The organism is Stenotrophomonas sp. ZAC14D2_NAIMI4_7, from assembly GCF_003086675.1.
Classification (GTDB): domain Bacteria; phylum Pseudomonadota; class Gammaproteobacteria; order Xanthomonadales; family Xanthomonadaceae; genus Stenotrophomonas.
On the sequence record NZ_CP025995.1, the window covers coordinates 1 to 12,939 of the forward strand.

Consider the following 12,939-nt stretch of genomic DNA (forward strand, 5'->3'; position numbering starts at 1 on the left):
ATGGATGCCTGGACCCGAAGTCTCGAACGCCTCGAAGCGGAGTTTCCGCCGGAAGACGTTCACACCTGGTTGAAGCCACTGCAGGCCGATCTGCGCGTGGACAGCCTGGTGCTGTATGCACCGAACGCCTTCATCGTCGACCAGGTGCGCGAGCTGTACCTGCCGCGCATCCGCGAACTGCTGGCCCATTTCGCCGGTTTCAGCGACGTTTTTCTTGAAATCGGCTCGCGCCCGCGGCCCTCGGACACGCAGAACGCGCCGGTTTCAAGCCCGGCAGCGGCGGTGGCTGCAGAACCGCAGGTGCCGTTTGCCGGCAACCTGGACAACCACTACACGTTTGCCAACTTCGTGGAAGGCCGCAGCAACCAGCTGGGTCTGGCCGCGGCGTTCCAGGCGGCGCAGAAGCCGGGCGACCGCGCGCACAATCCGCTGCTGCTGTACGGGGGCACCGGCCTGGGCAAGACCCACCTGATGTTTGCCGCCGGCAATGCCATGCGCCAGGCCAATCCGGGTGCGAAGGTGCTCTACCTGCGTTCGGAACAGTTCTTCAGCGCGATGATCCGGGCCCTGCAGGAAAAGACCATGGATCAGTTCAAGCGCCAGTTCCAGCAGGTGGACGCGCTGCTGATCGATGACATCCAGTTCTTCGCCGGCAAGGACCGCACCCAGGAAGAGTTCTTCCACACCTTCAACGCGCTGTTCGACGGCAAGCAGCAGATCATCCTGACCTGCGACCGGTACCCGCGCGAAGTGGAAGGCCTGGAAGCGCGCCTGAAGTCGCGGCTTGCCTGGGGCCTGTCCGTCGCGATCGAACCGCCGGACTTCGAGACGCGCGCAGCGATCGTGCTGGCCAAGGCACGCGAGCGCGGCGCGGAGATTCCCGACGATGTTGCGTTCCTGATTGCCAAGAAGATGCGCTCCAACGTGCGCGACCTGGAAGGTGCGCTCAATACCCTGACCGCCCGCGCCAATTTCACCGGCCGCGCGATCACCACCGAATTCGCCCAGGAAACCCTGCGCGATCTGCTGCGCGCCCAGCAGCAGGCGATCAGCATTCCCAACATCCAGAAAACCGTGGCCGACTACTACGGGCTGCAGATCAAGGATCTGCTGTCCAAGCGCCGGACCCGTTCGCTGGCCCGCCCGCGTCAGGTCGCCATGGCCCTGACCAAGGAGCTGACCGAACACAGCCTGCCCGAGATCGGCGACGCCTTCGCCGGTCGCGATCACACCACGGTGCTGCACGCCTGCCGTCAGATCCGCACCCTGATGGAAACCGACGGCAAGCTCCGCGAGGACTGGGACAAGCTGATCCGGAAGCTGAGCGAATGATGCACCGACGCCGATAAGGCGTCATCGCACAAAACGGTGCAGAATCCGGTAGCAAGCGCGGGATGAGTTGTGGATAAAAAAGCGGTTTGAAATCGCTGCAGATTTATCCACAGCTTTCCCCACCCCTTGGGGGTCGGTAATGCAGAGGGTTTCGCGGTCTGAAAACTCTTTTATTACAAAGACTTAGGGTTGTTTTCCAGCAATTCTGTCTCTACCAGCACCACCAAGCTTTTGATTTATTCCACATTTTTTTAAAGCATAGGGGCACGGAACCACATGCGTTTCACACTGCAGCGCGAAGCCTTTCTCAAGCCGTTGGCACAGGTCGTCAACGTGGTCGAACGCCGCCAGACCCTTCCGGTTCTGGCCAATTTCCTGGTCCAGGTGCAGAACGGCCAGCTGTCGCTGACCGGTACCGACCTGGAAGTGGAGATGGTGTCGCGGATCGCGGTTGAAGATGCCCAGGACGGCGAAACCACCATTCCCGCCCGCAAGCTGTTCGAGATCATCCGCGCCCTGCCAGACGGCAGCCGGATCACCGTCTCGCAGACCGGTGACAAGATCACCGTGCAGGCCGGCCGCAGCCGCTTCACCCTGGCGACCCTGCCCTCCAATGACTTCCCGTCGGTGGACGAAGTGGAAGCCACCGAGCGCGTGGCCATTGGCGAAGCGACCCTGAAGGAACTGATCGAACGCACCGCGTTCGCGATGGCCCAGCAGGACGTGCGCTACTACCTCAACGGCCTGCTGTTCGATCTGCGCGGCGATGCCCTGCGGACCGTGGCCACCGACGGCCACCGCCTGGCCCTGTGTGAAACCGATCTGGCCAAGCCCAGCGGTTCCAAGCGCCAGATCATCGTGCCGCGCAAGGGCGTGACCGAACTGCAGCGCCTGCTGGAAAGCGGCGATCGCGAGATCGAGCTGGAAGTTGGCCGCAGCCACGTGCGCGTCAAGCGCGACGATGTCACCTTCACCTCGAAGCTGATCGACGGCCGCTTCCCGGATTACGAAGCGGTGATCCCGATTGGTGCCGATCGCGAAGTGAAGGTTGACCGTGAAGCGCTGCGTGCTTCGCTGCAGCGTGCCGCGATCCTGTCCAACGAGAAGTACCGCGGCATCCGCGTGGAAGTCTCGCCGGGCAACCTGAAGATCAGCGCGCACAACCCCGAGCAGGAAGAAGCCCAGGAAGAGATCGAAGCCGATACCACGGTCAGCGACCTGGCCATTGGCTTCAACGTTAACTACCTGCTGGATGCGCTGTCCGCCCTGCGCGACGAGGAAGTCATCATCCAGCTGCGCGATTCCAACTCCTCTGCGCTGGTGCGTGAATCCAGCAGCGAGAAGTCGCGCCACGTGGTGATGCCGCTGCGTCTCTGACCCAGGGCGTGTTCCACGTGAAACAAGAAGACGCCCGGGTATCCGGGCGTTTTTTTTGTTCCACGTGGAGCATTGCAGCTTGTGGACTCCTGAATTCCTGCACCGCACCGTTGGTGAGCTAGCGCACGCCCACGCGCTGTGCTTCGTTCCATCAACAGCTCGGTTGGGCCTACCCCGGGGATTTGTTCGGCGAGGGGTAACTGCATCTGCAGACGCTACTGTCCACAGGTGTTGATTCGTGCACGCGAGGGCGTCCCAAGCTTTTAAATCTGGGTATAAATCTAAAGCATGGTGGTGCTGGTAGAGCCAGATTTCGTGGAAAACAAGCTTATCTAGTTGTTTTTAAAAAGATTTATACACCTGAAACCCCCTGTATATCGGGCTCTGGGGCTGGGGGGGAAGCTGTGGATAGTTTTGCCAGCGGTCAAAAGCTGCTTTTTTATCCACAGATTGCCCATGCCTTGTGCATAAGTCATACAGACCGGCTGTGGACAGCGTGGAACGCAGCGCCTGAATTTTTTGAAATCTGTGGAACCCTCGGCTGCTCCGCCCAGCAGATTTCAAGCAATCAGGGCATTGGCCCGCCCGCTCCCCTGCACCGAACTGCGCGACGGGGCCTGGCGAGGGCGCAGATCTGTTGAATTCTGCTTACGCCGCCCCTGCCAAGACCCGCAGATTTCAAGAAATTGGCGCTGTTCCTGCGGCCAGCGCGGGCAGTAATCGGCACCGCGACACGTGGAACCCATTCGCTGTCCGGAGCGCGCGTTACCGTCGGCCGCCATCGCCCCCGGACTGCGATGGTGGCCTTGACCGATGCAGTAAGCTGATGGATTCCCTGCCCTGTTGCCGCCCCGAGCGGCTGGTCCCCCGCGTCCCATGCTGATCCGCCGACTCGCGTTGAACCAACTGCGCCGCTTCAGTGCGGTGGAGCTGTCGCCCCAGCCGGGCTTGAACCTGCTGACCGGCGATAACGGTGCGGGCAAGACCAGCGTGCTGGAAGCGCTGCACCTGATGGCCTATGGCCGCAGCTTCCGCGGCCGGGTGCGCGACGGATTGGTGCAGCAGGGCCAGGATGCGCTGGAGATCTTCGTCGAATGGGACGAACAGCGTTCCAGCCACCCGCCCCACCGTCGCAAGGCCGGCCTGCGCCACAGCGGGCAGGAATGGAAAGGCCGCCTGGATGGCGAAGATGTGGCCCAGCTCGGGAATCTCTGCGCGGCCCTTGCGGTCGTGACGTTCGAACCCGGCAGCCACGCCCTGGTCAGCGGCGGCGGTGAACCGCGTCGGCGCTTCCTGGATTGGGGCCTGTTCCACGTGGAACCAGACTTTCTTTCGCTGTGGCGCCGCTACTCCCGCGCACTGAAGCAGCGCAATGCGCTGCTGAAGCAAGGCGGACCCTCGCGGATGCTGGATACGTGGGACCACGAGCTGGCCGAAGCGGGCGAACCGCTGACCAGCCGACGCCAGCACTACCTGGAGCGGTTGCAGGAGCGAACGATCGCCTTGGCGACTGAGCTTGCGCCGCAGCTGGGCATCCAGGGCCTGAATCTCAGCCCCGGCTGGCGCCGGCACGAGCTGCCGCTGGCCGATGCGCTTCTGCTGGCCCGCGAACGTGACCGCCAGGCCGGTTACACCTCGGTGGGCCCACATCGCGCCGACTGGAGCGTGGAGTTCCACAGCATTCCCGGTCGCGATGCCTTGTCCCGTGGCCAGGCCAAGCTGACGGCGCTGGCCTGCCTGCTGGCACAGGCCGAGGACTATGCCGAGCAGCGTGGCGAATGGCCGGTGATCGCGCTGGATGATCTGGCCTCAGAGCTGGATCGCACTCATCAGGCCCGCGTGCTGCAGCGGCTGCTGGCCGGGCCGGCGCAGATCTTCGTCACCGCCACCGAGACGCCGGCGGCGCTGGTGGATCTGCACGACATCACCCGGTTCCACGTGGAACATGCACGGATCGTGGCTGTGCCATAGTGGCAACATCAGGGCCCGCAAGGCCCGGCTGGTATAATTCACGCTGTACCCCTACTTACCCGGCGCACCGCTCCACGTGGTGCCCGACCTGCGGAGCCTACGGCAAGCGCAATGACCGACGAACAGAACACCCCGGTAAACAACGGCAACTACGACGCCAACAGCATCACCGCCCTGGAAGGGCTCGAGGCTGTCCGCAAGCGTCCTGGCATGTACATCGGCGACGTCCATGACGGCACCGGTCTGCACCACATGGTGTTCGAGGTTGTCGACAACTCCATCGACGAAGCGCTGGCCGGCCATGCCGACCACGTCGCTGTGACGATCCACGCCGACGGCTCGGTGTCGGTGTCGGACAACGGTCGCGGCATCCCCACCGGCAAGCACGAGCAGATGAGCGCCAAGCTCGGCCGCGAAGTGTCGGCTGCCGAAGTGGTGATGACCGTGCTGCACGCCGGCGGCAAGTTCGACGACAACAGCTACAAGGTGTCCGGCGGCCTGCACGGCGTGGGCGTCAGCGTGGTCAATGCGTTGTCGCAGAAGCTGCTGGTGGACGTGTTCCAGAATGGCTTCCACTACCAGCAGGAATTCAGCGATGGCGCCGCGGTTACGCCTCTGAAGCAACTGGGCACCACCACCAAGCGTGGTACCACCGTGCGCTTCTGGCCGTCGGTGGTGGCGTTCCACAACAACGTGGAATTCCACTACGACATCCTGGCCCGCCGCCTGCGCGAACTGTCGTTCCTCAATTCCGGCGTCAAGATCGTGCTGGCCGACGAGCGCGGTGATGGCCGCCGCGATGATTTCCACTACGAAGGCGGCATCCGCAGCTTCGTGGAGCATCTGGCCCAGCTGAAAACCCCGCTGCACCCGAACGTGATCGCCGTTACCGGCGAGCACAACAACATCGTGGTGGACGTGGCGCTGCAGTGGACCGACTCCTACCAGGAGACGATGTACTGCTTCACCAACAACATCCCGCAGAAGGACGGCGGTACCCACCTGGCCGGTTTCCGCGGTGCGTTGACCCGCGTGCTCAACAACTACATCGAGCAGAACGGCATCGCCAAGCAGGCCAAGATCAACCTGACCGGCGACGACATGCGCGAAGGCATGATCGCCGTGCTGTCGGTGAAGGTGCCCGATCCCAGCTTCTCCAGCCAGACCAAGGAAAAGCTGGTCAGTTCCGACGTGCGTCCGGCGGTGGAAAACGCCTTCGGTGCGCGTCTGGAAGAGTTCCTGCAGGAAAACCCGAACGAAGCCAAGGCCATCGCCGGCAAGATCGTCGATGCCGCGCGTGCACGTGAAGCCGCACGCAAGGCGCGCGACCTGACCCGCCGCAAGGGCGCGCTGGATATCGCCGGCCTGCCGGGCAAGCTGGCCGATTGCCAGGAAAAAGATCCGGCGCTGTCCGAACTGTTCATCGTCGAGGGTGACTCGGCAGGTGGTTCGGCCAAGCAGGGCCGCAATCGCAAGAACCAAGCCGTGCTGCCGCTGCGCGGCAAGATCCTCAACGTGGAACGCGCACGCTTCGACCGCATGCTGTCCTCCGACCAGGTTGGTACGCTGATCACCGCGCTGGGCACTGGCATCGGCCGCGACGAGTACAACCCGGACAAGCTGCGCTACCACAAGATCATCATCATGACCGACGCCGACGTCGACGGCGCGCACATCCGTACCCTGCTGCTGACGTTCTTCTACCGTCAGATGCCGGAGCTGATCGAGCGCGGCTACGTCTACATCGGCCTGCCGCCGCTGTACAAGATCAAGCAGGGCAAGACCGAGTTGTACCTGAAGGACGACCCGGCGCTGGACAGCTATCTGGCCAGCAGCGCGGTTGAAAACGCCTCGCTGGTGCCGGCGTCCGGCGAACCCGGCATCGAAGGCGTGGCGCTGGAAAAACTGCTGCTGGCCTACGCCGGCGCGCAGGACGCGATCGCCCGCAACGCGCACCGCTACGATCGCCTGCTGCTGGAAGCGCTGGTCGATTTCGTGCCGATGGATCTGGAAAGCCTGCGCAATGCGCCGGCCGGCGAAGGTCTGGACGCACTGGTCAAGCAGCTCAACCAGGGCAGCCTGGGCAGCCCGCGCTTCACCCTGGAACTGCAGGACGCCACCGAAGAGCGCTCCGCCGCCGTGCTGGTCACCCGCCGCCACATGGGCGAGGAACATATCCAGGTGCTGCCGCTGTCGGCCTTTGAAAGCGGCGAACTGCGCGCCATCCATCAGGCCGCCAAGCTGCTGCACGGCCTGGTGCGCGACGGTGCCACCATTGCCCGCGGTGCCAAGTCCATTGAAGTGGACAGCTTCGCCAAGGCACAGAACTGGCTGCTGGACGAAGCCAAGCGCGGCCGCCAGATCCAGCGCTTCAAGGGTCTGGGTGAAATGAACCCGGAACAGCTCTGGGATACCACGGTGAACCCCGATACCCGCCGCCTGCTGCAGGTACGCATCGAGGACGCGGTCGCGGCTGACCAGATCTTCAGCACCCTGATGGGCGATGTGGTCGAACCGCGTCGTGACTTCATCGAAGACAACGCGTTGAAGGTCGCCAACCTGGATATCTGACACACTCGACTGCTGGCCGGTGCGCGGGGAGGCGCGCCGGCCGTCGTCCCTTGACCACAGGTAGCCGATGTCTGCTTCCGCTCCGGTTTCCGCACCGCCGCCGGTTCCTCCGGCATCCGCCGCGCCCCGCGCCTCCTCGCCGCTGGCCGGCTTCTTCATCGATCTGGGCATTGCCGTGGTAGCGCTGTTCGGGCTCAGCCTGATCAGCGGCATGGTCTGGGGCCTGACACGTACCGTGTCGATCAGCGTGGCCAATGCCAAAGCCGGTGGCGAAGCCGCCGATGCCGGTGCGCTGGCCGCCCAGCTCGGCCAACCCGGTGCCCTGGCACAGGTGGTGATGGCGCTGGTGGCCACCGGTGGCGCCGCGTTGCTGGTCTACTTCTGGCGCCGGCCGGCCAATGCCGCCGAACGCCAGCGCTCGCTGCAGGCACTGCGCCGCCCTGCGACCTGGGGCTGGACGCTGCTGGTGGCCACCCTGATCGTGATCGGCAGCAACGGCATCGCGTTCCTGGCCAAGCAGCTGGGCGTGGAACCGGTGCCCACCAACCTGCACCTGATGCAGAACGCCATTGCCCAGTTCCCGGTGTTCCTGGTGCTGTTTGCGGTGGTGCTGGCGCCGGCCTACGAAGAGCTGCTGTTCCGCCGCGTGCTGTTCGGGCGCCTGTGGCAGGCCGGCCGGCCCTGGCTGGGCATGCTGCTCAGCAGCCTGGCCTTCGCCCTGATCCATGAAATTCCCGGAACCAGCGCCAATGGTCCGGCCGAGATCGCCCAGCTGTGGCTGGTCTACGGCGGCATGGGCGCGGCGTTCTGCTGGCTGTACAAGCGCACCGGTACGCTATGGGCCGCCATTGCCGCGCACGGCCTGAACAACGCTGTGGCGCTGGCGGCGCTGGTGTTCTTCGGCGCCACGTAAGGCCACGCGCGCTTGACGAAAGATTAAGCAGGCGCGGTACACACTGCCTGCATGAACACGGGGGATTCCATGAAATCACTGCTGCTCGCCCTGCTCATTACGTCGCTGGTGGCCGCGTGCGCGACCACCACCTCGCCCACCGGCCGCCGGCAGATGGTGGGCGGCGTGTCGCAGGCCCAGCTGGACCAGCTGGGCGCACAGGCGTTCGCCGAAACCAAGCAGAAGGAAAAGATCAGCACCGACGGCCGCCAGAACGGCTACGTGCAGTGCGTGGTCAATGCGCTGGTGGCGCAGCTTCCCGATCAATACCGTGGCGTACGGTGGGAAACAGCCGTGTTCGTGGACAAGGAACCCAACGCCTTTGCCCTGCCCGGCGGCAAGGTGGGGGTGAACAGCGGCATCTTCACCGTGGCCAAGAACCAGGACCAGCTGGCGGCGGTCATCGGCCACGAGATCGGCCATGTGATCGCCCGCCACCACGAAGAGCGCATCACCCGGCAGATGGGCGCGCAGACCGGCCTGGCGGTGCTGGGAGCGCTGGCCGGTGCCTACGGCGGCGATGGCGCGGCCAGCACGGTCAATCAGCTGGGCGGCATGGGCGCGCAGGCGGCCTTCCTGCTGCCGGGCTCACGTACCCAGGAAAGCGAGGCCGATGTGATCGGCCAGCGGCTGATGGCCCAGGCCGGTTTCAACCCCGCCCAGGCAGTGGATCTGTGGCAGAACATGATGGCCGCCAGTGGCGGACGCAGCCCGCAATGGCTGTCCACCCACCCCGATCCGGCCAACCGTATCCGCGAACTGCAGCGTGACGCCCCTGCCTTGGCGCCGGTTTACCAGCAAGCACAGGCGGCCGGTCGCCGGCCAAAGTGTGGGTGAGTGCGCAGATTCATGCTGTACTGCAGCACATAAAACGATTTCTCATGCCATCCGTTTCTGATACGTTTGGCGGCTCAGATTTTTCTGACAGTCCGACTTTGCCGCTCCGGGCGGTTCGATCGAGGTGAACGATGATTTTCCGTAACCACAAAGCTGTGCTTTCCGTCCTGATCGCCACTGCCCTGACCGGCGCCGTGGTCACCGATGCGTTCGCGCAGTCCTCGCGTTCGTCCGAGCGTGGCAACCGCGGCGGCAAGCAGGCCAAGGCCGAAGTCCTGTACCCGAACGCCACCCGTGAGGAGCCGAAGGAAAAGGCGTCCTCGAAGATGGGCAGCAAGCTGCAGAAGCTGATTGACAACTACAACGATCAGAAGTTCCCGGAGACCCTGCAGGTTGCCGGCGAGATCCTGGGCAACAGCGCGTCGAACAACTACGACAAGTCGCTGGCTGCGCAGCTCGCTTCGCAGGCCGCCTACCAGACCGACGACACCGCCGGCGCGATCACCTACCTCAAGCAGGCCCTGCAGCTGAACGGCCTGGACAACAACGGCCACTTCCAGGCCATGCTCATGCTGGGCCAGCTGCAGCTGCAGGAAGACCAGACCGCCGAAGGCCTGGCCACGCTGGACAAGTACTTCGCCGAGAGCAAGTCGAACAAGCCGGAAGAGCTGATCGCCAAGGGCCAGGCGCTGTACCAGCTGGAGCGCTACCAGGAAGCCATCCCGGTGCTGCAGCAGGCCATTGCCGGCGCAACCGAGCCGAAGGACAACTGGAACCAGCTGCTGATGGCGGCCCTGTCCGAAGCCGGCCAGACCGGTGAAGCGGTGAAGACCGCCGAGGCGCTGGCAGCGAAGAACCCGAACGACAAGAAGGCGCAGCTGAACCTGGCCAACATGTACATGCAGGCCGACCAGATGCCCAAGGCCGCCGCGGTGATGGACAAGCTGCGCAGCAGCGGCCAGCTCACCGAAGAGCGCGAGTACAAGCAGCTGTACTCGATCTATGCCAACACCGAGAACAAGGAAAAGGACGTCATCGCGGTCATCAACGAAGGGTTGCAGAAGGGCATCCTGAAGCCGGATTACCAGGTTTACCTGGCCCTGGCCCAGTCCTACTACTACTCCGACCAGGTGCCGCAGGCGATCGAGGCGTGGCAGAAGGCTGCCCCGCTGTCCAAGGACGGTGAGACCTACCTGAACCTGGCACGCGTCCTGCATGCCGAAGGTCGCGTTCCGGAGGCCAAGCAGGCCGCCCAGCAGGCGCTGGCGAAGGGCGTGAAGAACCAGGCTGATGCCAAGAAAATCATCAACCTGAAGTAAGTAGGAATAACGCCTGAACGCCTGCGAGATTGATGCGCAGGCGCTCAGGATTGGTATAAGCTTGGAGGTTCCTGCGGTGTCATGCACCGCTGATCAGGGATCCCGCCCCCCGGGACTCCGGCCCCACTATTGAGCTCTTGGCGCATGACGGAACAACTAGTCGTTCACCGGTACGAACAACCCGATGACAAGGGGCTGAGCTGGCCTCGCATCGTCGGCATCGCGTTTGTAATCGCCCTGCATCTGGCCGCCTTCATGATGCTCCTGATCCCCGCTGTGGCCCCCAAGGCCGTGGCTGAGAAGGAGCGCAACGTCATGGTGACCATCGTCGACGCGCCGCCGCCACCGCCGCCGCCGCCGCCGCCGCCGCCGCCGCAGGATACTCCGCCGCCGCCGGTGAAGAATCTGTCGCCGCCGAAGCCGTCGCCCGTCCCGCCGCCGCCGCAGGCGCCGGTCGTCGACGTGCCGGAACCGCGCCCGAACGATATCGTCACCCCGCCGTCGCCTCCGGCGCCGCCGGCACCGCCGGCGTCGATCGAGGCCAGCGTCGACATCTCGTCGAAGGCCATGAATCCGCCGCGCTACCCGCCGGCCGCTTTCCGCGCTGGTATCCAGGGCGAAGTGATCCTGATCATTGATGTCGACGCCCAGGGCAACGTCACCAATGTCACGGTGGAAAAGTCCAGCCGTAACCGCGACCTGGACCGTGCTGCGATGGAAGCCGCGCGCAAGTGGCGTTTCAACGCCGCTGAATCTGGCGGTAAGAAGGCTGCTGGTCGCGTCCGCGTCCCGGTCAACTTTGCGCTGAACTGATGCGAGCGGGTGGCCGCCGGCCACCCCTCCTCCGGTTCGATTGTCTAGCTTAGCTACACCCTTTATCACCACACACAACAAAGGTAAGCGTCATGCTGCAGGAAATTTTCATCGCCGCTGCTGCCGGGGGCAATCCGTCCAACGCCCTGTCGCAGATGGGCTTCGAGCACCTGATCCACGAAATGACCACCAAGCCGGGTGATTTCGCCGTTTCCTGGGTCGTGCTGCTGACCCTGGTCGTCATGTCGGCCATGTCCTGGTACTGGACCGTCATCAACATCTTCCGCGCTACCCGCCTGAAGAGCGCTGCTGACCGCGTCGTCAGCCTGTTCTGGGATACCCCGAACGCACAGGACGCCATCCGTGCGATGGAAGAACAGCCGGCTTCGGAGCCGTTCTCGAAGATCGCTCTGGATGCTGCGCAGGCTGCTGCCCACCACCAGCGCGCTGAAGGCGGCGCCACCGGTGGCCTGGGTGAAAACCTGAGCCGTTCGGAGTTCGTCGACCGCGCCCTGCGCCAGGCCGTCACCCGCGAAAGCAACAAGCTGCAGTCGGGCATGACCCTGCTGGCCACCGTCGGTGCAACCGCTCCGTTCGTCGGTCTGCTGGGTACCGTGTGGGGCATCTACGGCGCGCTGATCAAGATCGGTGCCACCGGCTCCGCTTCGATCGACGCCGTTGCCGGCCCGGTGGGTGAAGCGCTGATCATGACCGCCATCGGTCTGTTCGTCGCGATCCCGGCCGTGTTCGCCTTCAACTTCTTCAGCAAGATCAACAGCGCGACCATCAGCAAGTTCGATACCTTCGCGCACGACCTGCACGACTTCTTCGCCACCGGTTCGCGCGTCCGCTAATTGCGACGCGCTGTACCCAGCGAGAACGTAGTCAACACGATCTAGACGGAGCCCGTTATGGCTTTCAGTAGTGGTAACAGCGGCGGCCCCATGGCCGACATCAACGTTACGCCCCTCGTGGACGTGATGCTGGTGCTGCTGATCATCTTCATCATCACGGCGCCCCTGATGTCCCACAAGGTCAAGGTGGATCTGCCGGAGGCCAATCTGGTCCAGAAGCCGGACGACACCAACGACCGCAAGGGCCCCATCACCCTGGCAGTCAAGGAAGACGGTTCGATCTACTGGAACGACGAGGAAATCGACAAGCAGACTCTCGAGTCGCGCCTGGCGACCGCCGCCCAGCAGACCCCGCAGCCGCCGCTGAACCTGCGTGGTGACCGCACCACCAAGATGCGCGTCATCAACGAGATGACCAAGGTCGCTCAGGAACAGGGCATGCTGGACGTCGGCTTCGTCGCGACCAAAGAAAAGGGGCAATAAGCCATGGCATTCAGTAGTGGTGGTGGCAAAGGCCCCATGGCTGACATCAACGTGACGCCCCTGGTGGACGTGATGTTGGTTCTGCTGATCATCTTCATCGTGACCGCGCCGATCATGACGTACCCGATCGCCGTGGACCTGCCGCAGCGCGTGCTCAACCCACCGCCGCAGCTGGTCGAACCGCCGCCGCCGATCGAACTGAAGATCGACGCCAGCAACCAGGTCTCGTGGAACAACAGCCCGATCAGCACGCACGAACTGCAGCAGCGGATGGAACAGGAGGTCCAGCGTGACCCGACCAACCAGCCGGAACTGCGGATCGATGCAAGCCCGGATTCCGAGTACGACGTGATGGCCAAGGTTCTGGCCGCCGCGAAGAATGCTCAGATGAAGAAGATCGGCTTCGTGCAGCAGTAATACGCAATACCGC

General features: G+C 63.9%; 11 protein-coding genes. All 11 read left to right on the forward strand.

The window, feature by feature from the left end:
* The 11 genes from dnaA (at position 1) to C1922_RS00055 (ending at position 12,926) form a co-directional block, all read left to right on the forward strand.
* Complete coding sequence (dnaA, locus tag C1922_RS00005) at positions 1-1,332, forward strand: chromosomal replication initiator protein DnaA (protein ID WP_108747903.1); 1,332 nt, start codon at positions 1-3, stop codon at positions 1,330-1,332.
* A 276-nt stretch (positions 1,333-1,608) separates the two neighbouring features.
* A complete protein-coding gene (gene dnaN, locus C1922_RS00010) occupies positions 1,609-2,709 on the forward strand; it encodes a DNA polymerase III subunit beta (protein ID WP_005411731.1) in 1,101 nt (366 codons plus the stop codon).
* Between the two features lie 876 nt (positions 2,710-3,585).
* Positions 3,586-4,680 (forward strand): DNA replication/repair protein RecF, encoded by a 1,095-nt coding sequence (recF, locus tag C1922_RS00015; protein WP_108747904.1) that lies wholly within the window; start codon positions 3,586-3,588, stop codon positions 4,678-4,680.
* A 111-nt stretch (positions 4,681-4,791) separates the two neighbouring features.
* Complete coding sequence (gene gyrB, locus C1922_RS00020) at positions 4,792-7,251, forward strand: DNA topoisomerase (ATP-hydrolyzing) subunit B (RefSeq protein ID WP_108747905.1); 2,460 nt, start codon at positions 4,792-4,794, stop codon at positions 7,249-7,251.
* A 67-nt stretch (positions 7,252-7,318) separates the two neighbouring features.
* Positions 7,319-8,164: a CPBP family intramembrane glutamic endopeptidase gene (locus C1922_RS00025; protein WP_108747906.1), complete on the forward strand. Its 846-nt coding sequence runs from the start codon at positions 7,319-7,321 to the stop codon at positions 8,162-8,164.
* A gap of 69 nt (positions 8,165-8,233) precedes the next feature.
* Positions 8,234-9,040 (forward strand): M48 family metallopeptidase, encoded by an 807-nt coding sequence (locus C1922_RS00030; RefSeq protein ID WP_108747907.1) that lies wholly within the window; start codon positions 8,234-8,236, stop codon positions 9,038-9,040.
* A gap of 131 nt (positions 9,041-9,171) precedes the next feature.
* Positions 9,172-10,359: a DUF4032 domain-containing protein gene (locus C1922_RS00035; RefSeq protein ID WP_108747908.1), complete on the forward strand. Its 1,188-nt coding sequence runs from the start codon at positions 9,172-9,174 to the stop codon at positions 10,357-10,359.
* 255 nt (positions 10,360-10,614) lie between these two features.
* A complete protein-coding gene (locus C1922_RS00040; protein ID WP_199912020.1) occupies positions 10,615-11,172 on the forward strand; it encodes an energy transducer TonB in 558 nt (185 codons plus the stop codon).
* A 92-nt stretch (positions 11,173-11,264) separates the two neighbouring features.
* Complete coding sequence (gene exbB / locus C1922_RS00045) at positions 11,265-12,026, forward strand: TonB-system energizer ExbB (RefSeq protein WP_108747910.1); 762 nt, start codon at positions 11,265-11,267, stop codon at positions 12,024-12,026.
* Between the two features lie 57 nt (positions 12,027-12,083).
* Positions 12,084-12,509, forward strand: a complete 426-nt coding sequence (locus C1922_RS00050) for a biopolymer transporter ExbD (protein ID WP_025875550.1) — start codon at positions 12,084-12,086, stop codon at positions 12,507-12,509.
* Between the two features lie 3 nt (positions 12,510-12,512).
* Entirely contained in the window at positions 12,513-12,926 is a 414-nt protein-coding gene (locus tag C1922_RS00055; protein ID WP_065200109.1) for a biopolymer transporter ExbD, read from the forward strand.
* Positions 12,927-12,939: the final 13 nt, after the last annotated feature.

Bases quoted from the DNA above. Each gene is read 5' to 3' on its own strand.
- dnaA (WP_108747903.1), top strand. From the start codon at position 1: ATGGATGCCTGGACCCGAAGTCTCGAACGCCTCGAAGCGGAGTTTCCG.
- dnaN (WP_005411731.1), top strand. From the start codon at position 1,609: ATGCGTTTCACACTGCAGCGCGAAGCCTTTCTCAAGCCGTTGGCACAG.
- recF (WP_108747904.1), top strand. From the start codon at position 3,586: ATGCTGATCCGCCGACTCGCGTTGAACCAACTGCGCCGCTTCAGTGCG.
- gyrB (WP_108747905.1), top strand. From the start codon at position 4,792: ATGACCGACGAACAGAACACCCCGGTAAACAACGGCAACTACGACGCC.
- C1922_RS00025 (WP_108747906.1), top strand. From the start codon at position 7,319: ATGTCTGCTTCCGCTCCGGTTTCCGCACCGCCGCCGGTTCCTCCGGCA.
- C1922_RS00030 (WP_108747907.1), top strand. From the start codon at position 8,234: ATGAAATCACTGCTGCTCGCCCTGCTCATTACGTCGCTGGTGGCCGCG.
- C1922_RS00035 (WP_108747908.1), top strand. From the start codon at position 9,172: ATGATTTTCCGTAACCACAAAGCTGTGCTTTCCGTCCTGATCGCCACT.
- C1922_RS00040 (WP_199912020.1), top strand. From the start codon at position 10,615: ATGATGCTCCTGATCCCCGCTGTGGCCCCCAAGGCCGTGGCTGAGAAG.
- exbB (WP_108747910.1), top strand. From the start codon at position 11,265: ATGCTGCAGGAAATTTTCATCGCCGCTGCTGCCGGGGGCAATCCGTCC.
- C1922_RS00050 (WP_025875550.1), top strand. From the start codon at position 12,084: ATGGCTTTCAGTAGTGGTAACAGCGGCGGCCCCATGGCCGACATCAAC.
- C1922_RS00055 (WP_065200109.1), top strand. From the start codon at position 12,513: ATGGCATTCAGTAGTGGTGGTGGCAAAGGCCCCATGGCTGACATCAAC.